Source organism: Streptomyces sp. SD31 (genome assembly GCF_052068475.1).
GTDB lineage: Bacteria > Actinomycetota > Actinomycetes > Streptomycetales > Streptomycetaceae > Streptomyces.
Genome location: NZ_JBQHCX010000004.1, coordinates 254,143 through 275,834, shown reverse-complemented (window position 1 = coordinate 275,834; position 21,692 = coordinate 254,143). Strand labels below are relative to the sequence as shown.

Sequence of the window (21,692 nt, the reverse complement as noted above, 5' to 3'; positions counted from 1 at the left end):
ACGGCTGCACGTGATGCCACAGGAATCGGGCGCCCCTGTTGTCGGCTTCCATCAGGCCCTCGGACGCCCGAACATCTCCCGAACGCCTAGCCGGTGAACAGCTGCGTCGCCTTTTGTACGAGTTCGTAGAGCCCGTACGCGAGCGGTACTCCCACCCATACCCAGGCGAAGGCGATCAGCCCCCGTCGGCCAGTCGGACTGCTAGTGCTGTCGCTGGACATCCGCGGCCTCCTTCTCCTTCTGCTCGTTCGACGCCGGGGCGGGAACGTGGTGGCGGGGATGCACGGGCCGGACGAGTTCGTTGGCGACGAAGCCGACGGCGAGCAGCCCGATCATGATGAACAGGGACATCGTGTACAGGGACGAGCCGCCCTTGCCGGCCTCCTCCTGCCGGTCGGCGATCCAGTTGACGATCAGCGGGCCGAGGACGCCGGCCGTGGACCAGGCGGTGAGCAGCCGTCCGTGGATGGCGCCGACCTGGTAGGCCCCGAAGAGGTCCTTCAGATACGCGGGGATCGTGGCGAAGCCGCCGCCGTAGAAGGACAGGATCACCAGCGCGCACAGGACGAACAGCGGCTTGGACGAGTCGCCGGCCAGCGCGATCAGCCCGTACATGAGGGCGCCGGCGCCCAGGTACAGGCGGTAGATGTTCTTGCGTCCGATCAGGTCGGAGGTCGACGACCAGCCGATCCGGCCCGCCATGTTGGCGGCGGACAGCAGGGCGACGAAGCCGGCGGCGGCCGACGCCGACACCGTTGTCGAGGTGTTCGCGAAGAAGTCCGTGATCATCGGCGCGGCCTTCTCCAGGATGCCGATGCCGGCGGTCACGTTCATGCAGAGCACGATCCACAGACACCAGAACTGTGGTGTGCGCACGGCGTTGCGGGCGGACACCTGCGGTCCGTCGAAGGCGCCGGGCCCGTCGCCGACCGGCTTCTCGGTGCGTGGCACCCGGACCAGCAGCACACCGAGCAGCATGAAGACGGCGTACGACAACCCGTGCACGAGGAACGCCAGCGCGATCCCGGAGCTGTCGCTGCCGAACGACTCCAGCATCTGCGCCGACCAGGGCGAGGCGATGAGCGCGCCGCCGCCGAAGCCCATGATGGCTATGCCGGTGGCCATGCCGGGCCGGTCCGGGAACCACTTGATCAGTGTCGAGACCGGTGAGATGTAGCCGATGCCGAGGCCGATCCCGCCGACGAAGCCGTAACCGAGGACGATCAGCCAGTACTGCTCGGTGGCGGCGCCCAGCGCGGAGAGCAGGAAGCCGGACGAGAAGCAGATCAGGGCGACGGTCATCGCCCAGCGTGGCCCGTTGCGCTCCACCAGCGTGCCGCCGAACGCGGCCGACAGACCGAGCATGACGATGCCGAGCTGGAACGGCAGCGCGCTCTGGGTGCCGCTGAGGCCGAGCGCGGACTCGAGCGGGGGCTTGAACACACTCCAGGCGTAGGCCTGGCCGATGGACAGATGGACCGACAGAGCGGCGGGCGGAACCAGCCAGCGGCTCCATCCCGGGGGAGCTACAGGGGGACTCATGATCCCGAACGGTAGGGAGGAGCGGGAGAGTTGAGAAGGCGGCGCGTCGACGGTATGCGATGAACGGTATGCCGGACGCGACGAACGGTCGAACGCCGTGCGCGAACCCTTGCTGACCCCTCATCCATACTGTAGACAATATTCCGTCGACAGGATTCGGCCCCCGTCTCTGGCCGGTCCGAGAACTTCCCAGCCACCTCCGCGGTACTCCCTCGACCGAACGGAGCGTTCCGAAGTGAAAGTTGCAGTCCTCGGCGCCGGTGCCATCGGCGCCTACGTCGGAGCCGCGCTGCATCGCGCGGGCGCCGACGTGCATCTCATCGCCCGTGGACCACATCTGGCGGCCATGAGGCAGCACGGCGTGCGAGTGCTCAGTCCGCGTGGTGACTTCACCGCCCGTGCCCACGCGACCGACGACCCGGCCGAAGTCGGCCCGGTCGACTATGTCTTCCTGGGCCTGAAGGCCAACTCGTACGCGGCGTGCGGGCCGCTGATCGAGCCCCTTCTGCACGACACCACGGCGGTCGTCGCCGCCCAGAACGGCATCCCCTGGTGGTACTTCCACCGGCACGGCGGCCCGTACGACGGCCACCGCATCGACAGTGTGGACCCGGACGGCGCGGTCAGTGCGGTGCTCGCGCCCGAACGGGCCGTCGGCTGTGTCGTATACGCGGCCACCGAACTCGAAGGGCCCGGTGTCGTAAGGCACTTGGAAGGCACCCGCTTCTCCATCGGCGAACCCGACCGCAGCATCTCCGGGCGCTGTGCCGCGTTCAGCGAAGCCATGGTGGCCGGCGGCCTGAAGTGCCCGGTGGAGCCCGACCTGCGCAACGACATCTGGCTCAAGCTGCTCGGCAACATCTCCTTCAACCCGATCAGCGCGCTGGCCCGCGCCACCATGCGGCAGATGTGCCTGCACGGCGGCACCCGCAAGGTCATCGAGATCATGATGACCGAGACGCTCTCGGTCGCCGAGGCCCTCGGCTGCGAGGTCGGCGTCTCCATCGAGCGCCGGCTCGCGGGCGCGGAGCGGGTCGGCGACCACCGCACCTCCACGCTCCAGGACCTGGAGCGCGGCAAGCCGCTCGAACTCGACGTGCTCCTCGCGGCGGTCGTCGAGTTGGCGGACATCACCGGCGTGGACGTGCCCACCCTGCGCACCGTGCACGCCATCTCGGACCTGCTCGCGCTGAGGAGCGCCGCATGAACTCTGACGAACGCCGCACGAGGAAACGCGATCGGACCCCGAAGACCTACACCCGGCTCACCCATCCCCTCGTGCGGGACTCGCGCGACGAGCCCTTCCGGCAGGCGAGTTGGGAGGAGGCGCTGGACCGTGCCGCCCGCGGCCTGGCGGCGGCCCGCGGCGCGTTCGGCATGTTCTCCTGCGCCCGTGCGACCAACGAGATGAACTACGTCGCCCAGAAGTTCGCCCGCGTCGTCATGGGCACCAACAACGTCGACTCCTGCAACCGCACCTGCCATGCCCCCAGCGTGGCCGGCCTGTCGGCGGCCTTCGGCTCGGGCGGGGGCACCTCGTCGTACGAGGAGATCGAGCACACGGACGTCATCGTGATGTGGGGCTCCAACGCCCGCTTCGCGCACCCGATCTTCTTCCAGCACGTGCTGAAGGGGATCAGGAACGGCGCCCGCATGTACGCCGTCGATCCGCGCCGCACCTCCACCGCCGAGTGGGCGGAGAGCTGGCTCGGGCTGAACGTCGGCACGGACATCCCGATGGCGCACGCGATCGGCCGCGAGATCATCCACGCGGGCCTGACGAACGAGGCGTTCATCGAGCGGGCGACCAGCGGCTTCGAGGAGTACAAGGCGCTGGTCGAGCCGTGGACGCTGTCCCTCGCCGAGAAGGTGACGGGCGTACCGGCCGCCGCCATAAGGGAGTTGGCCCACGCCTACGCCCGCGCCGAGCGCGCCCAGCTGTGCTGGACCCTCGGCATCACCGAGCACCACAACGGCACCGACAACGTCCGCGCGCTGATCAACCTGTCCCTGCTGACCGGGCACGTGGGCCGCTACGGCAGCGGGCTGCAGCCCCTGCGCGGCCAGAACAACGTGCAGGGCGGCGGCGACATGGGCGCGATCCCCAACCGCCTGCCCGGCTTCCAGGACATCCTCGACCCCGCCTCCCGCCTGAAGTTCGAGTCGGCCTGGGACACCGTCATCCAGCCCCACTACGGCCTCAACCTCACCGAGATGTTCGAGGCGATGGAGGAGGGCACGCTCAAGGCCGTCTACTGCATCGGCGAGAACCCGGCGCAGTCGGAGGCCGACAGCGAGCAGGCCGTACGGCGGATGCGGCAGCTGGACTTCCTGGTCGTCCAGGACATCTTCCTGACCAGGACGGCCGAGCTGGCGGACGTCGTCCTCCCCGCGACCGCCGGGTGGGCCGAGACCGACGGCACCACCACCAACAGTGAGCGGCGCGTCCAGCGGGTGCGGCGTGCAGTCACCCCGCCCGGCGAGGCGCGCGAGGACATCGACATCATCTGCGAGCTGGCCGCGCGGCTCGGCCACGACTGGAAGTACGCCGACGCCGAGGCCGTCTGGAACGAGCTCAGGGCCGTCTCGCCGGACCACTACGGGATGACGTACGAGCGCCTGGCGGAGCACCAGGGCATCCAGTGGCCGTGCCCGAGCACCGATCAGCTCGAACCGACCTACCTGCACGGCCGGTTGTGGGAGGCGGACCCGGCCAGGCGTGGCATGCCGGCGCCGTTCGGGATCGTCCAGCACGATCCGCCGGTCGACCTCACCGACGAGGAGTACCCGATCCGGCTCACCACCGGGCGGCGGCTCGACTCCTACAACACCGGTGTGCAGAGCGGGAGTTTCGCCTCCCCGCTGCGGCGCGGCGAGTTCGTCGAGCTGTGCCCGGAGGACGCCGAGCGGTACGGGGTCGTGGTCGGCGAGGAGGTCCAGGTGACCTCGCGGCGCGGTTCGGTCGTCGCGCCGGTGTGGATCGACACCGCGCTACGGCCCGGGCTCGCCTTCATGACCATGCACTTTCCCGACGAGGTGGACACCAACCAGCTGACGATCGAGGCGAACTGCCCGATCGCGGGGACGGCGGAGTTCAAGGCGTCGGCGATCCGGATCGAGAAGCTCCCCGTCGCGACCGTAGTGACGAACTGAGGTGACGTAAGTGGACCTGCACTTCGGCGACAGCAAACCGACGGACGACGAACGGGCGGCCGTGGACGCCCTGTTGGGCCCGCCGGAGTCCTCCTGGGAGGGCGCCGCCCGCGATGAGATGAGGGCCGCCGACCTGCGCTGGGCGCGCGGCGGACGCGAGGCCCGGGACCGCCGCGAACTGCTGTTGCCGGGGCTGCACGCGATCAACGACCGGGTCGGCTGGATCAGCGAGGGCGCCCTCGACTACCTGTGCCGGCGGCTGACGGTGCCGCCGGCGGAGGCGTACGGCGTCGCCACCTTCTACGCCATGTTCTCGGTCAAGCCACGCCCCGCCACCGTGCTCCACGTCTGCACGGACCTCGCGTGCGCGGCAGCCGGGGCGAGCGAGCTGTGCGCCGGCATCGAGGCGCGGCTCGGGCTCGGCAGCGGGGTGAGCGTGGAGCGCAGCCCCTGCCTGGGCCTGTGCGAACGCGCTCCGGCGGCGCTCGCGATCAAGGCGGGCGACCCGGTGCGTACGGCGGTGTCGGCGCCGGCGACCGTGCACGACGCCGTCCTTGCCGCGAGCGCGCCGGACTCGGCGCCCGAGGAGCCGCCCGCCGCGATGGCCGTACCGCAGGCGGGGGATCCCGCGCTGACCCTGCTGCGGCGCGTTGGAGTCGTCGACCCGTCGTCGCTGGACGACTACCGCGCCCACGGCGGCTACACCGCCCTGCGCCGGGCCTTCGGCCTCGGTCCCGCCGGAGTCATCCGCGAGGTCACCGACTCCGGCCTGGTCGGGCGCGGCGGCGCCGCCTTCCCCACCGGCCGCAAATGGCAGGCCACGGCGTCGCAGCCCGACCATCCGCACTACGTCGTCTGCAACGCCGACGAATCCGAGCCGGGCACCTTCAAGGACCGCGTGATCATGGAGGGGGACCCGTACGCGCTGGTGGAGGCGATGACGATCGCGGCGTACGCGATCGGCGCGCACAAGGGATACGTATACCTGCGCGGCGAATACCCGCGTGCCTTGAGCCGTATGCAGTACGCCGTCGACCAGGCGCGTGGACGCGGTCTGCTCGGCGACGACATCCTCGGGCAGGGATACGCCTTCGACATCGAGATCCGCCGCGGCGCCGGGGCATACATCTGCGGTGAGGAGACGGCTCTCTTCAACTCCATCGAGGGCTACCGGGGCGAACCGCGCTCGAAGCCGCCGTTCCCCGTGGAGAAGGGCCTGTTCGGCAAGCCGACGGTCGAGAACAACGTAGAGACGCTGGTCAATGTCTTGCCCATCCTGACGAGGGGTGCCCCCGCGTACGCCGCGATCGGCACGGCGAAGTCCACCGGGCCGAAGCTGTTCTGTGTGTCCGGGAGTGTGGACCGGCCCGGCATCTACGAACTCCCCTTCGGTGCGACGCTGGGCGAACTGCTGGAACTGGCCGGAGTGCGGGGGCGGCTGCGGGCGGTGCTGCTCGGCGGTGCGGCGGGCGGCTTCGTGCGGGCCGACGAGTTGGACATCCCGCTCACCTTCGAGGGCACGCGGGAGGCGGGCACGACACTCGGCTCGGGCGTGGTCATGGCCTTCGACGACACGGTCCCGCTGCCCCGGTTGCTGTTGCGCATCGCCGAGTTCTTCCGCGACGAGTCGTGCGGGCAGTGCGTGCCGTGCCGGGTCGGGACCGTACGGCAGGAGGAGGCGCTGCACCGGATCGTGGAGCGCACGGGTGCGGCGGCCGCCGATGACATCGCCCTGCTCAGGGAGGTCGGCCGCGCGATGCGGGACGCCTCGATCTGCGGTCTGGGACAGACCGCGTGGAACGCCGTGGAATCCGCCATCGACCGTCTGGGGGCGTACGAATGACCGCGATACCGCTGGGAATCCCGCGCCGACTGCTGGAGTTCACCCTCGACGGGGAGCCCGTGCGCGGGGCGGAGGGCTCCACGATCCTCGACGCCTGCCGAGCCGTCGGCAAGGACATCCCGACCCTGTGTCACGGGGACACCCTCACGCCCAAGAACGCCTGCCGGGTGTGCGTCGTCGAGGTCGAGGGGTCCCGGACCCTGGTCCCCGCCTGCTCACGCAAGGCCGAGCCCGGCATGGAGGTGAAGACCGACACCGAACGCGCCCGGCACAGCCGCAAGATCGTCCTGGAGCTTCTCGCGTCGTCGGTCGACCTGTCGACCACCCCGAAGGTCGCGGAGTGGATCAAGGAGTACGAGGCGAAGCCGGACCGCTTCGGCCCCGACGCGGCTCGTCTCGACGAGGAACCGAAGATCGACAACGACCTGTATGTGCGCGACTACGACAAGTGCATCCTCTGCTACAAGTGCGTGGACGCCTGCGGCGACCAGTGGCAGAACAGTTTCGCGATCTCCGTCGCCGGGCGTGGCTTCGACGCCCGCATCGCGGTCGAGCAGGACGCTCCGCTGACCGACTCGGCGTGCGTGTACTGCGGGAACTGCATCGAGGTGTGTCCGACGGGTGCCTTGTCCTTCAAGTCCGAGTTCGACATGCGGGCAGCGGGTACCTGGGACGAGTCGGCGCAGACGGAGACGACCACGGTGTGCGCGTACTGCGGAGTGGGCTGCAACCTCACCCTGCACGTGCAGGACAATGAGATCGTGAAGGTCACCTCGCCGCACGACAACCCGGTGACCCACGGCAACCTGTGCATCAAGGGTCGCTTCGGCTACCAGCACGTACAGAACCGGGACTGATCAGGACTGGTGGGGACAGGGACATGGGACGAGTCACGGAACGACGCAAGGTGATCCGGATCCGGGACGGCGCCGTCTCCACCCGGCCGGACACGCTCGTCGCCGAGGAACCCTTGGAGATCCGGCTCAACGGCAAGCCGCTGGCGATCACCATGCGCACACCCGGCGACGACTTCGCGCTGGCCGCCGGGTTCCTGGTGAGCGAGGGGGTGCTCGCGGAGCAGGCCGATCTGCAGAACATCGTGTACTGCGCGGGCGCCACGGCGGACGGCTCGAACACGTACAACGTGGTGGACGTGAGGACGGCCCCGGGGGTGGCGATCCCTGACATCACCCTCGAACGCAACGTCTACACGACGTCGTCCTGCGGGCTGTGCGGCAAGGCGTCGCTGGACGCGGTGCGTACGACGGCCCGCTGGCCCATCGACGACGGCGAGGGCGCCCCGGTCCGGCTCGACCCCGACCTGCTCGCGGGCCTCCCCGACCGGCTGCGCGCGGCCCAACGGGTCTTCGACCGGACCGGGGGCCTGCACGCGGCGGCCCTGTTCACCGAGGACGGCGAGCTGCTCGACATACGGGAGGACGTGGGCCGGCACAACGCGGTCGACAAGCTGGTCGGCCGCGCCTTGCAGAACGGCGACCTGCCCCTGTCCCGCACGGTCCTCCTCGTCTCCGGCCGGGCCAGCTTCGAGCTCGCCCAGAAGGCGGTCATGGCCGGCATCCCGGTCCTGGCGGCGGTCTCGGCACCCTCGTCCCTCGCCGTGGACCTGGCCGCGGAGACGGGCCTGACGCTGGTGGGCTTCCTGCGGGGCAGCTCCATGAACGTGTACGCGGGCGAACACCGGCTCGCCCTGCGGACCGCGGCCGCCCAGGCCTGACCGGCTCCCCGCGACACGACGGCGGAGCCCCCGACCGGCGGGGAGCGCCCCCTGCGCCGCGAGGGGGCACTGCTGTGTTTGACGGCTCGGTCGCCTACGGGCGCTTTCAGCCGGGGTCGTCGGCCCAGTGACGTTGGTGGGCACTTGCCCGGCCTCGGTGTGGGCCGGCCGGCCCGCTCAGGCGGCTGTGAAGGTCACGTCCTGAAAGTCACGTCCGACGCCCGCACCACCGACCCCAGCCTCGGGAAGTCGAGCCGCACCGAAGCCTCGTGCTCCGCCGGCGTGAACGCCGTCATCGCGTCCTCGACAAAGACCAGCTCGTAGCCGAGGTCGCCGGCGGCGCGGGCGGTGGACTCGACGCCGAGGTTGGTGGCGATGCCGCCGAACACCAGGGTGGTGACGCCGCGTTCGCGGAGGCGGTCGTCCAGGCCCGTGCCCTGGAAAGCGCCGATCGTGCGCTTCACGATCTCGATGTCGCCCTCCTTCAGCAGTCCCGCCACCAGCCCGCTGCCGGGCGGCTGCTCGGCGACCGAGGGGCGTTCGACGCGGACGAGGACGACGGTCGCCCCCGCGGAGCGGAACCGGGCGGCCAACTCCTCGCACGTCACGAGGACTTCGGTTCCCTTGCGGGGCTCCAGGGGCAGGGCGACGATGCGATCCATCAGATCGACGAGCACAAGGGCGGTGCGTGCGCCTTCGAGCGCGAGGGGTGCGGTCATGACGGAACGTTATCCGCCGTCAGCTCTGCGTACCGGAGATCCGGATCAACAGGTCCATGAACCGGTCACGTTCGGCCGCCGAGAGCGGGGCGAGGAGCGCGTCGTTGGCCTCGCGGGCCGCCTTCTCGCAGCGCGTCAGCAGGCGTCCGCCCTCGTCCGTGAGGGAGACCGCGTTCTTGCGGCGGTCGCGGGGGTCGGGCTCGCGCACGACAAGGCCGGCGGACTGCAGGTCGTTGAGGATCCCCACCAGGTCCTTGGGGTCGAGCTGGACGCCGCGCCCCAGGTCGGCCTGGGCGACGGGGGCGAGGTCGCGGACGGCGGAGAGCACCACGTGGTGCCACATCTTCATGCCCTCCGCGGCCAGCGCCTCCCCCACCAGGGAACGCCCCCGGGCGGCGGCACGGCCGAGCAGCCAGCTGGGGAGGGAGCGGATCGCGAGGAGCGGGGCTTCGGACATGCGGACACCCTATCGGGATTTCATTGGACTTCCCAACGACTGGTCGGTAGCGTCAGCGCCGTCGAAACCGTTGGTATCCCCAATGACTTCTGGAGGTGCGATGCGCCGCGTCCGCTACGAGTCCGCCGGTGGCCCCCTGTTCCTGGAGCGGGCCCTCACCCCGGAACCGGGCCCTGGTGAGCTCCTCGTCCGCTGCGAGGCGATCGGCGTGACGCTCCCTGTCGTCCGCAAGGTCACCGAGGCCCCCGAGCCCGTCCCGCTGGGCGGCGAGATCGCCGGCAGGGTCGTGGCCGTGGGCGCCGGGGCCACCCGCTTCCGAACCGGCGACCGCGTCACCGGCCTGTGCTTCGGGCACGGGTACGCCGACTACGCGCTGCTGCACGAGGCCATGGCCTCCCCGATTCCCGCCACCGCACCACCACCGATGCCGTCGCCCTCGTCCGCAGCGGCCTGGTCGCACTCGGCGCACTGGAGGCCGCCCGGCCCGAGCGCGGAGAGGCGGCGCTGATCACCGCGGCGGCAAACGGCGTCGGGCATCTCGCCGTGCAGCTCGCGCGGGCCCGGGGCGCGGGGCGGGTCGTGGGCGCCGTGTCCGATCCGGCCAAGGCGGACTTCGTGCGCCCTCGGCGCCGACGACGTGGTCGCGTACCGGGAGGGCAGTTGGGGAGCCCCCGTCGACTACGTCCTCGACGCGGTCGGCGGCGACCTGCTCACCCCGGCCCTCGCCGCACTCGCCCCGCTCGCGAGGAGCCGGAGTTGTACGAGCGGTGGCGCAGGGAGCTGTGGGAGCTGTTCGCCGAAGGCGCGCTGAAGCCTGCCGTGCACGGGGAGTTCGGGCTGGAGGAGGCGGCCGAGGCGCATGCGGCGATCGAGTCCCGGGGCAACCGAGGGAAAGTCGTACTCCATCCGTGAGGTGACACGTGCACGGTTCTTGTGATGGGTGCGATAGCCCAACTAACGTCTGTGATGCGCACCTTGGACGTGGGATGTCCGAATGTTCAGATGACTGGACGCACGACCAGACGATGAAGGGCGGGCCGCACCATGCCGTCAAGAGTTCGCGCACGTCTCAGAGCTGCCCTCGTCGCGGCCGTCGCCACTACGGCGACGGCCGCGACATTGGGTTCGGCGCCGTCCCAACCGGCCGACCGGACAGCACTGTTCGAGCAGCAGGTGCTCTTCAAGGCCTCCCAGGATCCCGGCTACGCCTGCTTCCGGATCCCGGCGATCGTGAAGACCAAGGACGGCACGCTGCTGGCGTTCGCCGAGGGGCGGGTGCTCAACTGCGGTGACGCCGCCGACATCGACATCGTTCTCAAGCGGTCGACGGACGGTGGCCGCACCTGGGGGCCGCTCCAGGTCGTCAACGAGGGCGACGGCGACACACACGGCAACCCGGCGCCGATCGTGGACCGGGAGACCGGCCGCATCCTCCTGGCGGAGACGTACAACCCGGGCCGTACGGACAGCGGCAGTTGCTCCGTCCCCTGCGAGCGCACCCCTTATCTCCAGTACAGCGACGACGACGGCCGGACCTGGTCCGAGCCGCGCGATCTGAGCGACGAGATACTGCCCGCGAACTGGAACTCGTGGTACGCCACCGGCCCCGTGCACGGCATCCAGCTCACCAGGGGCAAGCACGCCGGGCGGCTCGTCTTCGGCGTCAACACCGAAACCTGGGACGGCAGTCGGGTCACCGCCAACCACGCCGCCCTCATCGTCAGCGACGACGGCGGCGACCACTGGCGGATCGGCGCCACCGACTCCTGGCCCATCGCCGCGGCCGACGGCACCTTCCGGCAGAAGCCGTCCGAAGTGACCCTCACCGAGCGCACGGACGGCACGATCCTCATCAGCGGCCGGGAGCAGGACGGCACCGATCTCGGGCACCGCTCCCAGACGTACAGCCGCGACGGCGGCGACAGCTTCACCGGCCCGTTCCGCGACCTCCCGGACCTGTACACGCCCCAGGTCCAGGGCGCCACGCTCCGTCTGGGCAACCGCCTCCTGCTGTCCGCGCCCGGTGATCCCGACCGCCGTCGGACCATGATGATCCGGTCCTCCTGGAACGGCGGCAGCACCTGGGACAGCGTGGATCGCGGCAAGGTCGTGACCACGGACTGGTCGGGCTACTCCGACATGGTGGGCATCGACGCGTCCACCGTGGGGCTGATGTACGAGGGCGGCGCCGTCGACGCGCGCGACGAGATCCGCTTCGCCCGCTTCGACGAGGCCTGGCTCGGACCGCGCCGCGGCCCCGATCCGACCACCCCCGACCTCGCGCCGAGCGCACCCCGAGCGACCGTCCTCGGTGGCCCCGAGGAGACGGACGGCGTGTTGGGCGACGCCCTGGAGTTCGACGGCGCCGACGACGCCGTACGTCTGCCGTACCGGTCCCGGCTCCCGCTCGGCACCGGTGACTTCACGGCCTCGTTGTTCTTCCGCTACTCCGCCACCGCCGGTGAGCAGCCGTTCCTGTGGATGGGCGGGATCGGATCCACCCAGCCCCAGATCTGGCTGCGTGGCGAGCCCGACAACGACCGGGTGCGCGCCCTGATCACCACACGGCAGGGGTTCGGGACCGTGCGCACCGCGTCCGTGTGGGCCACCGGCGCCCACAACGACGGCGAGTGGCACCACCTCGCCCTGCGGCGCGGCGGAGGACAGCTGACGCTCTTCCTGGACGGTACGGCGATCAGCACCGCGGACGTGCCCGGTTCGGTCAGCCGGAACTCGCCGTTCGGCGTGCACGTCGGCCAGCGCATGGACAGCCGGGCCTTCCTCACCGGCGCGATCGACGACGTCCACGTGTGGAACCGGGCGCTCGGCGACGCGGAAATCAACGCCGCGGCACAGGTCACCGCCCGTAAGGGTTCGGCCACCGAGGGCACCGTACTGTGGCTGCCCATGGACCAGGTGCGCTGAGGCCACTAACGTCCCGGGCGTGCCCGACGACACACGAGCACGGCAGCGCACGGCAACCGGCCTCGGACTCCTGCTGGCCCTGGTTCTCGGGGCCGTGCTGCTCACCGCCCTCCCGGACGACGGCGAACGGGAGGGCGGTGGCACGTGCGCGCCGCATTCGGTCGCGTCCTGGAAGGCCGACGACGGCCTCACGGCCGAGTTCGCCCGCTACGGCGACGACCCCTCCCGCACCGACGACTGGACCGGCGGTGACGGCACCCACTCGGTGCGGCTGCCGGACGGCCGGCTGCTGTGGCTGTTCTCGGACACCTACCTCGGCCAGGTGTACGCCCCGCCCAATCCGTTCGGCGAGTCCCACACCTGGCGGGACACGACCGCCCCCCTGGTGCGCAACTCGGCGGTCGTCATGCGCGACGGACGCCTGGAGCGCACTTTGGCCACCCCGCTCTTCCCCGACCCCGCCCCGAACCAGTGGCGCTGGCCGGTGGCGGCCCGCGTCGAGCCCCGCTCCCCCGGCTCCTCCGAGCAGGTGCTGCGGGTGCTGCTGTGGGTGCGCACGGCCGGGCAGGCCCCCTGGATCTACGGCGTGCCCACCGCCACCGAGGTCGCCACGCTCTCGCTGCCCGACCTGCGGGTCGAGTCGGTCGTCAAGGTCCTCGACCAGCAGCTGGTGCCGGATGCCTCCCGGCGGGTCCTGTTCGGCACGACGCTGGTGGAGCAGGACGGCTGGACGTATGTCTTCGGCGGCGACGACGGGCAGGCCGCGTCCCGGCCTGCCTCGCACGCGTACGTCGCGCGTATCCCCGAGGGCAGGCTGGCCGAGCCGGGTGCCTGGCAGTACTGGAACGGCTCCGCGTGGGGCAAGGCCGGGCGGGCCCAGCCGCGCGCGGTACTCGGGGACGGGCAGCGCAAGGGGGTGGGCAGCGCGTTCTCCGTGGTGCGGGTGCGGGGGACATACGTCCTGTTCACGATGGCCGCGGGTACCGACGGGCTGACCACTGTCACGTCGTACTGGGCCTGCTCCCCCACCGGCCCGTGGCACGGGCCGACGAAGGACTTCAGCCCGGCGCTGCCACAGGGCGGCCAGGTCGCCGCCTACAACCCGCAGACACACCCCGAGCTGAGCGACGACGGACGTCTCGTCGTCAGCTACGACGTCAACTGGCTGGAGACGGGCGGCGCCGCGGCGCAGCTCAACCGGAACGTGTCCCTGTACCGACCGCGGTTCGTGACGTTGCGGCTGGCTCCGACGCGGTGACCGGCTCCGAGGCGTCGGTGTCGACGTCGGCGTCGACCTCGGCGTCGTGGGCCCGGCGCTTTGCGATGACCGCGCACACCATCAGTTGCATCTGGTGGAAGAGCATCAGCGGCAGCACGGCCAGCGAGGCGTGCGCGCCGAACAGGACGCTCGCCATGGGCAGGCCGGCGGCGAGGGACTTCTTCGAGCCGGCGAACTGGATCGCGATGCGGTCCTCTCGGTTGAAGCGCAGCGCCTTGGCGCCGTACCAGGTCAGGGCGAGCATGACGGCCAGCAGCACCACCTCGACGGCGAGCAGTCCGGCCAGCCGTATCGGACTCACCTGGTGCCAGATGCCCTGGACCATGCCCTCGCTGAACGCGGTGTAGACGACCAGCAGGATCGAGCCGCGGTCGACCAGCCCGAGGACCTTCTTGTGCCGGGCGACGAAGCCGCCGATCCAGCGGCGCAGCAACTGCCCGGCGACGAACGGCACCAGCAGTTGCAGCACGATCTTGAGAAGCGAGTCGGCCGAGAAGCCGCCGCCGCTGCTGCCGAGCACGGCCGCCGCGAGGAGCGGGGTGAGGACGATGCCCACGAGGGAGGAGAAGGAACCCGCGCAGATCGCGGCGGGCACGTTGCCGCGGGCCATCGAGGTGAAGGCGATCGACGACTGAATGGTCGACGGGACGAGGGTGAGGAAGAGCAGGCCCTGGTAGAGCGGGTGCGTCAGGAGCACCGGGACCAGGCCGCGGGCGGCCAGGCCCAGCAGCGGGAAGACGACGAAGGTGCAGGCCAGAACGGTGACATGAAGCCGCCAGTGCTTCAGACCGTCCAGCGCCTCACGGGTGGACAGCCGCGCGCCGTAGAGGAAGAACAGGAAGGCGATGGCGGCCGTGGAGGCACCGGACGCCACGTCGGAGGCCGTCCCGCGCGCCGGGAAGAGGGCCGCGAGGCCCACGGTCCCGAGCAGCAGCAGAATGTACGGGTCGATCGGCATCCAACGCGGCCATTGCAGGCGTTTCACTGTGCTCCACTACTTCGCTGTCGTACTCGGCTGTTCCTTCGCGGAACCTCGAGTTCCCGGCACGGGCGTGCCCTCTCCATCGTGCTCCGGCGATCAGCGATCGGGAATCCGGCATACCACTCTGACTGTCATCACGTTTCGCAATAACGGCCGGTAGCCTGAGTGCTGTGTACGACCCCTCCCATCTGCGCACGTTCCTCGCGGTGGCCCAGACGCTGAGCTTCACGCAGGCCGCGCGTCGCCTCGGGCTGCGCCAGTCGACCGTGAGCCAGCACGTGCGACGCCTTGAGGACGCCACCGGGCGCCCGTTGTTCGCCCGGGACACCCACTCCGTGGAGCTGACCGAGGACGGCGAGGCGATGCTCGGCTTCGCCCGCCGGATCCTGGAGGTGCACGAGCAGGCCACGGCGTTTTTCACCGGCACGCGGCTGCGCGGCCGGCTCCGCTTCGGCGCGTCCGAGGACTTCGTCCTGACCCGTCTGCCGGAGATCCTGGAGGGCTTCCGCTACGACCACCCCGAGGTCGACCTGGAACTGACGGTCGAACTCTCGGGCACCCTGCACGAACAGCTGGCCGCCGGAAAGCTCGACCTGGTCCTCGCCAAGCGGCGCCCCGAGGATCCTCGGGGCGAGCTGGTCTGGCACGACCGGCTGGTGTGGATCGGCGCGGAGCGGCTCCGCCTGGAGCCGGATCGCCCGGTGCCGTTGATTGTCTATCCGCCGCCGGGTATCACGCGGGCCCTTGCGCTGGAGGCGCTGGAGCGGCAGGGGCGTGAGTGGCGGATCGTGTGCACCAGCGGCAGCCTCAACGGGCTGATCGCGGCGGCTCGGGCGGGGCTCGGGGTGATGGCGCACTCGCGGGGGCTGATTCCACCGGGGCTGGCGCGCGTGCCCGAGCGGGTCGGCTTGCCGGAACTGGGGCGGGTCGACTTCGTGCTGGTGCACGGGCGCCGGCGGACGGCTGCGCAGGGGGCGGCTGAGGCGTTGGCGGGGGCGATTTTGGCGGGCGGGGACCGGTTGCACCGGCGCTAGGTGTGCTGACCGGAGAGGTCGGTGACGCGGCTGGCCGTACGGGGCTGGTCCCCCCCGGCGTCGCGGGCGCCGCGCCGGCCGCCGTACCGCAGGAGCGGGCGGGCATGGCGGGCGGTGCGGTGAACACCTTCCAGCAGCTCGGGTACGCGCTCGGCATCGCGCTGTACGACACGGCGCTCACCTCGCGGATGGGGGACACGCTGCCGCAGGATGCGGCTCATGCCCTGGCCGGCGGCGGGCTCGACGGGCGTGGTGGCCGGGGTTCTGGTGCTCGCCCTGGTCAGGAGGCAGCCCGCGGTGCAGGCCGGAGTGACGGATTCGACCACCCGCACGCTGACAGAGGAGACGACGGAAGAGACGGACAAGGCGTCGGCGACACACCGGGGATGACATGATCGACAGGGCCCGTATCGGGTAATCGGGTCGTACAGATTCGGTGGAGATTACGGGCCCGAAACTTACTCAACCGTCAGTTTTCTGTCCGACCCTTCCCCATGTGAGCGCATTTTCCCGCACTGACCAGTGCGTACCCGAGCACCGGTCGATTTCCGGCCCCCTCCCGTCCGAAACGCGGGTGGGGTAGCTTTCACCGCGCTGAGCGGAGCTTCAGCCGAGGCATTCGGAGCGGGGAGCGGGGTTTGCGCGAGTTCACCAACCCTCCGTTGGCGTTGGCACCGCCGGTGGGCGGTCTGGCCGACGTCGTCTTCGAGCATGCGCAGGAGGATCCGCTGTATGTCGCCCTCGGCCGCAAGGACGAGGACGGACAGTGGCGGGACGTCACCGCCGCCGAGTTCCGGGACGAGGTGCTCGCCCTCGCCAAGGGGCTGCTCGCCCGTGGCATCCGTTTCGGCGACCGGGTCGCGATCATGTCCCGTACACGGTACGAGTGGACGCTGTTCGACTACGCGCTGTGGACGATCGGCGCCCAGGTGGTGCCGATCTACCCCACCTCCTCGGCCGAACAGTGCTTCTGGACGCTGTACGACGCCGAGTGCTCGGCGGCGATCGTCGAGCACGAGGACCACGCGATGACGATCGCCACCGTCATCGACCGGCTGCCCCGGCTGCACCAGCTGTGGCAGCTGGACTCGGGCGCCGTGCAGGAGCTGTACGACGCCGGCGCCGCCCTCGACGACGAGGTGGTCCACCGCCACCGGCAGGCGGTCACCCCCGACTCCGTCGCGACGATCATCTACACCTCGGGCACGACGGGCCGCCCCAAGGGCTGTGTCATCTCGCACGGCAACTTCATGTACGAGGCGGACACCGTCATCGAGCGCTGGGAGCCGGTGTTCCACTCCAAGAAGGGCGACGAGGCGGCGACGCTGCTGTTCCTGCCGCTCGCGCACGTCTTCGGACGGATGGTGCAGGTCGCCGCGATCCGCGGCAAGGTCCGCTTCGGCCACCAGCCGCAGATGAACGCGGCCGCGCTGCTGCCGGACCTGGCCGCGTTCAAGCCGACGTTCTTCCTGGCCGTGCCGTACATCTTCGAGAAGGTCTTCAACGCCGCCCGCCGCAAGGCCGAGAAGGAGGGCAGGTCGGGCGCCTTCGAGAAGGCCGTCGAAGTCGCCGTGAAGTACGCGGACGCCGTGGAGGCCAAGGCGTGGGGCGTCGGCCCCGGCCCGTCGGCGGGTCTGCGCATGCAGCACCAGCTCTTCGACAAGCTCGTCTACTCCAAGATGCGGGCCGCGATGGGCGGCCGTATCAAGCAGGCGATGACCGGTGGTTCGGCGATGGACCGGCGGCTCGGCCTGTTCTTCGCGGGCGCCGGCGTCCACGTCTACGAGGGGTACGGCCTCACCGAGTCGACGGCGGCCGCGACCGCCAACCCGCCCTATCGCACCCGCTACGGCACCGTCGGCCAGCCCATCCCGGGCATGACCGTGCACATCGCGGACGACGGCGAGATCTGGCTGCGCGGCCCCAACATCTTCCAGGGCTACCTCAACAACCAGAAGGCCACCGACGCGGCCCTGCACGACGGCTGGCTGGCCACCGGCGACCTGGGCTCCCTCGACGAGGACGGCTACCTCACCATCACCGGCCGCAAGAAGGAGATCCTGGTCACCTCCGGTGGCAAGAGCGTCTCACCGGGCGTGCTGGAGGAGCGCGTCCGGGACCACCCGCTGGTCGCCCAGTGCATCGTCGTCGGCAACGACCGCCCGTACATCGCGGCCCTGGTCACCCTCGACCAGGAGGCCGTCGAGCACTGGCTGATGATGCGTGACAAGCCCCAGATGAGCCCGGCCCAGCTGGTCCGAGACGCCGACCTGGAGACCGAGGTGCGGCGCGCCGTCGTGGCCGCCAACACCCTTGTCTCCCAGGCCGAGTCGATCCGCACCTTCCGCATCCTCGCCCAGCCCTTCACCGAGGAGCACGGACTCCTCACACCGTCACTGAAGCTGAAGCGCAAGGCGATCGAGAACGCGTACGCGGGCGAGGTCGAGGCGCTGTACCGGGCCTGAGGCCAACGGATTCCCACGGATTCTCCGGTCAGGAATGCATCGCGGCTCGTGATCGTTGACGATGTCAGTACCACCTGACGACAACCGTAAGGATCAAGAGCTCGTGAGCAGCAAGGTCCCCCAGATCACCCTCAACAACGGCGTCGAGATGCCCCAGCTGGGCTTCGGCGTCTGGCAGGTGCCGGACGACGAGGCGGAGCAGGCGGTCGGCACTGCGCTGGAGGCCGGGTACCGCAGCATCGACACAGCGGCGATCTACGGCAACGAGGAGGGCACCGGCAAGGCCATCGCCGCCGCCGGCATCCCCCGCGAGGACATCTTCGTCACCACCAAGCTCTGGAACAGCGAGCAGGGGTACGACTCCACGCTGCGCGCCTTCGACGTGTCGCTGGGGAAGCTGGGTCTCGACTACGTCGACCTGTACCTCATCCACTGGCCGCTGCCGGCCCGCGACACGTACGTCGACACCTACAAGGCCTTCGAGAAGCTCTACGCCGACGGCCGGGTCCGCGCGATCGGTGTGTCGAACTTCCTTCCGGAGCACCTGCGGCGGCTGATCGGCGAGACGTCGGTCGTCCCGGCGGTCAACCAGATCGAGCTGCACCCCCACCTGCAGCAGCACGCCTCCCGTGAGTACCACGCCGAGCAGGGCATCGCCACCGAGGCCTGGTCGCCGCTCGGCCAGGGCAAGGGGCTGCTGGAGGTCCCGGCGATCGTCGCCATCGCGCGGAAGCACGGCCGTACCCCGGCCCAGATCGTGCTGCGCTGGCACCTCCAGCTGGGCAACGTCGTGATCCCGAAGTCCGTGACGCCGTCGCGGATCAAGGAGAACATCGAGGTCTTCGACTTCAGCCTGGACTCCGAGGACCTCGCGGCGATCAGCGCGCTGAACGAGGACCGGCGGATCGGTCCGGACCCGGCGACGTTCGACGCCTGACACCGCTGCGCGACCGTCCGTCCGCCCGCCGCTCAGCCGTACGAGCGGCGGGCGGACGCGTCAGGGAGGGGGCGCCTCAGTCACCGCGCACGTCGGTGAAGACGACCTCGAACTCCTCCAGCCCGATCACGGACACATGCGCCTTGGCCGCACCTTCGTGCCGGGCCGCCGCCTGGCCCGCGCGGGACGCCGCCAGGGACGCCTGATCGACGAAGACCGCTCCGACCATCCCCCGGCCCCGCTCCCGGTCGACCATCAGCGACGCCCGGGCCAGCCCCGGGAGGGTGTCCAGCTTGGGCACCACCGTCGCGCGGAACGTGTCGGCGAGCAGGTCGGTGTCCATGGGGTCGAACTCCAGCCGGGTGAGCCGTAGTCCGCCGCCCGCCTGCGGCTGCCTGACCTGGTGGAAGACCAACGCCTCGTAGTTGAAGACCGCCAGTGTCCCCGCGAACGGCTCCAGCATGGCCGCCCGCCGCTCGCGCAACACCTCGTCGCTGTTGCGGCGGTCCTCCTCCGACTCCCACCAGCTCGCCGCGAGCAGCTTCCCGAGCGTCCGGTCCACGAAGACACTTGCTCCGCGGTACCCCGGACGGTCTTCCAACAGGTCCCGCCCTTCTGTGTTCATCGTCCTGATGGCCGTGTCGATCTTCGCGGGATCGCCGGTCGTGTAGATGGCGCGTACGAACATGACACCTCCCGGAAATCCGGGCCCACATCCGAAATCTTCGGCACGTCCAGTCTTCTACTGGGGTCATTACGCCGCAATCAGCACAAGTCAGGAAAGTTTCCTAATAGATCTGTCAGAAGAGTTGGAAGAGAGGCGCTTTCCCCAGTGCGCAGCCGAACCCTGACCCTCGCCGCGGCCTCCGTCGCCGCACTGCTCGCCGCCGGACTGTTCCCCGCGAGCGCCTCCGGCACATCACGACCGCCGTCCGCCCGGGAGGGTTCGGTCAGCGCGGCCGACCTGCTCGCGAAGGTGACGTCCTGCTCGCAGATCTCCCACGGCAAGTACCGCACCGACGAGGGCACCCCGGCCACCGTCCCCGTGTGCGGCAAGCACGGCGCCGTCTTCTGGACGGCCGACATGGACATCGACTGCGACGGGCAGCGCACCGACGAGTGCAATGAGGACACCGACCCCTGGTTCCAGCCCGACACGGCCTTCCACCAGTCCGACGGCCTGCCGCTGCGCTCCGACACACTGCCGTATGTCGTCGTCCCCAGGATCAGTGACATCTGGGACCACTCCGCGGCGGGCATCGAGGGCGGCAGCGTCGTCGCCGTCATCCACGACGACCAGGTCCTGTACGCCGTCGTCGGCGACACCGGCCCTCAGGGGGTCATCGGCGAGGCCTCCTACGCCGCCGCCGAGGCCCTCGGCATCGACCCCGACCCGGCGACCGGCGGCACCGCCTCCGGCGTGACGTACATCCTCTTCGAGAACTCCCGCGTCTCGCCCATCGAGAGCCACAGCGCGGCGGTCTCGCTGGGCGAGCAGTTGGCTCAGGAGTTCATCGGGCTCGCCGAGAACACCCGGCGGCAGGTGACCGTACGGCCGCTCGGCCGGCCCGACTGACGTACGGGCATGCTCAGTTGTCCCGCCGCGGCGCCGATGCTTGGAGAGTCCTCGAAGTCAAGGCTCACTTCGTCCGTACCGCCGTGTACACCGTCTGCGCCGCCAGGACGAACACGTCCGGCCGGTGGTGCACGCTCGCCTTGTCGTCCGGGTCGAGGAGCCGGTCGAGGGTCGCGCGGTCGTCGGCGTCGAGGTGGTCGCCGAGGCCCTCGCGGGTGCGGGTCAGGGAGGCGACGACGTAGGCGCGGGCCCGGTCCGTGGTCGGAGCGGGCAGATCGAGGAGGAAGGTGCGGGTTCCGGTGGGCCTGAGGCCGGCGGAGGTGAGCAGCGCCGGCCAGTCCTCGGTCTCGGCGACGGAGCCGGGAAGGTCCGCGCGCATCGCGGCGAACCGCTCCTCTTCCAGCGCATCGAGGCGCGCCTGCAGTCCGGGCCGTCCGAAGCCGAGGTCGCGCGGCAGGAACCGGGCCGGCAGGCCGCCCTCCTGGAGGGCCAGGGTGCCGCCGGGCGTGAGGCGGGCGGCGAACGCGGCGAGGGCGGCACGCTGGTCGCCGAGGTGGTGCAGGCTGCGGCTGGCCCAGAGCAGATCGGCCGGATAGTCCAAGTCGTCGAGGGCGCCCGGGAGTTCACCGGTGAGGGTGCCGAAGCGGTCGGCGACGCCGAGTCGCTCGGCCCGCGCCCGGGCCCGCTCGAGGAGCGGTGCGGATCCGTCGACGGCGACGATCCGCGCGCCCGGGAAGGTGTCGGCGAGCAGGCAGGCGACCACGCCCGGTCCGCTGCCCACGTCCACGATCAGTCCGGGCTCGGTCTGCCGCTTGGCCAGCCAGGCCATGGCGTGCTCGTACAGGGGCGTGAACAGCTCCGCCTGGGCCTCCAGCAGCGGGGCCATCTCGTTCCAGTCGATGTCGGTGTGGTCGTGGTGAGAGTGATGGTGACCGGCCTGGTGGTCTCCGTGGTGGTGCGCCATGCTCGTCAGCCTCTCCTTCGGATGGGGCCAGCGTGCGCCGACGCACCGTCACGGGGCCACTGTCGTTGCCGCAACGGCAAA

Annotated in this window: 19 protein-coding genes and 1 pseudogene; 12 read left to right on the top strand and 8 right to left on the bottom strand. The window is 70.5% G+C overall.

Features of this window, described 5'->3' with window-relative positions; all coding sequences use genetic code 11:
* Positions 1 to 86: 86 nt before the first annotated feature.
* Entirely contained in the window at positions 87 to 221 is a 135-nt protein-coding gene (locus ACTMVF_RS11130; RefSeq protein ID WP_441270784.1) for an MFS transporter small subunit, read from the bottom strand.
* Positions 202 to 1,542 (bottom strand): OFA family MFS transporter, encoded by a 1,341-nt coding sequence (locus ACTMVF_RS11125; protein ID WP_441270783.1) that lies wholly within the window; start codon positions 1,540 to 1,542, stop codon positions 202 to 204. The genes ACTMVF_RS11130 and ACTMVF_RS11125 overlap by 20 nt, the downstream gene beginning before the upstream one ends.
* Before the next feature lie 235 nt (positions 1,543 to 1,777).
* On the opposite strand from ACTMVF_RS11125, the gene ACTMVF_RS11120 reads away from it, so the two are divergent.
* From ACTMVF_RS11120 to fdhD, 5 genes are read left to right on the top strand one after another with little or no spacing between them, the layout of a single operon-like run.
* The gene (locus tag ACTMVF_RS11120; RefSeq protein ID WP_441270782.1) at positions 1,778 to 2,749 is read left to right on the top strand and encodes a 2-dehydropantoate 2-reductase; all 972 of its coding nucleotides are present in this window, start codon (positions 1,778 to 1,780) and stop codon (positions 2,747 to 2,749) included.
* A complete protein-coding gene (locus ACTMVF_RS11115; protein ID WP_441270781.1) occupies positions 2,746 to 4,695 on the top strand; it encodes a molybdopterin oxidoreductase family protein in 1,950 nt (649 codons plus the stop codon). The genes ACTMVF_RS11120 and ACTMVF_RS11115 overlap by 4 nt, the downstream gene beginning before the upstream one ends.
* 10 nt (positions 4,696 to 4,705) lie before the next feature.
* Entirely contained in the window at positions 4,706 to 6,538 is a 1,833-nt protein-coding gene (locus tag ACTMVF_RS11110; RefSeq protein WP_441270780.1) for an NAD(P)H-dependent oxidoreductase subunit E, read from the top strand.
* Positions 6,535 to 7,395, top strand: a complete 861-nt coding sequence (locus tag ACTMVF_RS11105; RefSeq protein ID WP_441270779.1) for a 2Fe-2S iron-sulfur cluster-binding protein — start codon at positions 6,535 to 6,537, stop codon at positions 7,393 to 7,395. The genes ACTMVF_RS11110 and ACTMVF_RS11105 overlap by 4 nt, the downstream gene beginning before the upstream one ends.
* A 23-nt stretch (positions 7,396 to 7,418) precedes the next feature.
* Positions 7,419 to 8,273 (top strand): formate dehydrogenase accessory sulfurtransferase FdhD, encoded by an 855-nt coding sequence (gene fdhD, locus ACTMVF_RS11100; protein ID WP_441270778.1) that lies wholly within the window; start codon positions 7,419 to 7,421, stop codon positions 8,271 to 8,273.
* 194 nt (positions 8,274 to 8,467) lie between these two features.
* Here the strand turns inward: fdhD and ACTMVF_RS11095 are convergent, their stop codons facing one another.
* Together ACTMVF_RS11095 and ACTMVF_RS11090 are read right to left on the bottom strand one after the other, a co-directional pair.
* Entirely contained in the window at positions 8,468 to 8,992 is a 525-nt protein-coding gene (locus ACTMVF_RS11095) for an isochorismatase family protein (RefSeq protein WP_441270777.1), read from the bottom strand.
* Between the two features lie 19 nt (positions 8,993 to 9,011).
* Positions 9,012 to 9,449: a MarR family winged helix-turn-helix transcriptional regulator gene (locus ACTMVF_RS11090; protein ID WP_441270776.1), complete on the bottom strand. Its 438-nt coding sequence runs from the start codon at positions 9,447 to 9,449 to the stop codon at positions 9,012 to 9,014.
* Positions 9,450 to 9,549: 100 nt separating this feature from the next.
* Here ACTMVF_RS11090 and ACTMVF_RS11085 point away from each other — a divergent pair.
* From ACTMVF_RS11085 to ACTMVF_RS11075, 3 genes and pseudogenes are all read left to right on the top strand, one after another.
* Positions 9,550 to 10,361 (top strand): annotated as a pseudogene (locus tag ACTMVF_RS11085) (quinone oxidoreductase family protein).
* A gap of 132 nt (positions 10,362 to 10,493) precedes the next feature.
* Positions 10,494 to 12,374, top strand: a complete 1,881-nt coding sequence (locus ACTMVF_RS11080; protein WP_441270775.1) for an exo-alpha-sialidase — start codon at positions 10,494 to 10,496, stop codon at positions 12,372 to 12,374.
* 19 nt (positions 12,375 to 12,393) lie between these two features.
* Positions 12,394 to 13,632 (top strand): DUF4185 domain-containing protein, encoded by a 1,239-nt coding sequence (locus tag ACTMVF_RS11075; protein ID WP_441270774.1) that lies wholly within the window; start codon positions 12,394 to 12,396, stop codon positions 13,630 to 13,632.
* On the opposite strand, the gene ACTMVF_RS11070 is transcribed toward ACTMVF_RS11075, so the two are convergent.
* Positions 13,568 to 14,611, bottom strand: coding sequence for a bile acid:sodium symporter family protein (locus tag ACTMVF_RS11070; protein WP_441270773.1), 1,044 nt, complete (start codon positions 14,609 to 14,611; stop codon positions 13,568 to 13,570). The two genes, ACTMVF_RS11075 and ACTMVF_RS11070, sit on opposite strands and share 65 nt — an antisense overlap.
* A 194-nt stretch (positions 14,612 to 14,805) precedes the next feature.
* On the opposite strand from ACTMVF_RS11070, the gene ACTMVF_RS11065 reads away from it, so the two are divergent.
* Positions 14,806 to 15,669 carry a LysR substrate-binding domain-containing protein gene (locus tag ACTMVF_RS11065; protein ID WP_441270772.1) on the top strand — a complete coding sequence of 288 codons (864 nt, stop codon included), beginning with the start codon at positions 14,806 to 14,808 and terminating at the stop codon, positions 15,667 to 15,669.
* On the opposite strand, the gene ACTMVF_RS11060 is transcribed toward ACTMVF_RS11065, so the two are convergent.
* A complete protein-coding gene (locus ACTMVF_RS11060) occupies positions 15,666 to 16,001 on the bottom strand; it encodes a hypothetical protein (RefSeq protein WP_441270771.1) in 336 nt (111 codons plus the stop codon). The two genes, ACTMVF_RS11065 and ACTMVF_RS11060, sit on opposite strands and share 4 nt — an antisense overlap.
* Before the next feature lie 306 nt (positions 16,002 to 16,307).
* On the opposite strand from ACTMVF_RS11060, the gene ACTMVF_RS11055 reads away from it, so the two are divergent.
* Positions 16,308 to 18,134 (top strand): AMP-dependent synthetase/ligase, encoded by a 1,827-nt coding sequence (locus ACTMVF_RS11055; RefSeq protein ID WP_441270770.1) that lies wholly within the window; start codon positions 16,308 to 16,310, stop codon positions 18,132 to 18,134.
* A 103-nt stretch (positions 18,135 to 18,237) separates the two neighbouring features.
* On the top strand, positions 18,238 to 19,071 hold the full coding sequence (locus tag ACTMVF_RS11050) for an aldo/keto reductase (RefSeq protein WP_441270769.1): 834 nt from the start codon (positions 18,238 to 18,240) through the stop codon (positions 19,069 to 19,071).
* Between the two features lie 76 nt (positions 19,072 to 19,147).
* Here the strand turns inward: ACTMVF_RS11050 and ACTMVF_RS11045 are convergent, their stop codons facing one another.
* Positions 19,148 to 19,759 (bottom strand): hypothetical protein, encoded by a 612-nt coding sequence (locus ACTMVF_RS11045; protein ID WP_441270768.1) that lies wholly within the window; start codon positions 19,757 to 19,759, stop codon positions 19,148 to 19,150.
* Positions 19,760 to 19,903: 144 nt separating this feature from the next.
* Here ACTMVF_RS11045 and ACTMVF_RS11040 point away from each other — a divergent pair, with 144 nt between their 5' ends.
* On the top strand, positions 19,904 to 20,647 hold the full coding sequence (locus ACTMVF_RS11040; protein ID WP_441270767.1) for a glycoside hydrolase family 75 protein: 744 nt from the start codon (positions 19,904 to 19,906) through the stop codon (positions 20,645 to 20,647).
* A gap of 64 nt (positions 20,648 to 20,711) precedes the next feature.
* Here ACTMVF_RS11040 and ACTMVF_RS11035 read toward each other — a convergent pair whose 3' ends face one another.
* Positions 20,712 to 21,611 (bottom strand): class I SAM-dependent methyltransferase, encoded by a 900-nt coding sequence (locus ACTMVF_RS11035; RefSeq protein WP_441270766.1) that lies wholly within the window; start codon positions 21,609 to 21,611, stop codon positions 20,712 to 20,714.
* Positions 21,612 to 21,692 lie beyond the last annotated feature (81 nt).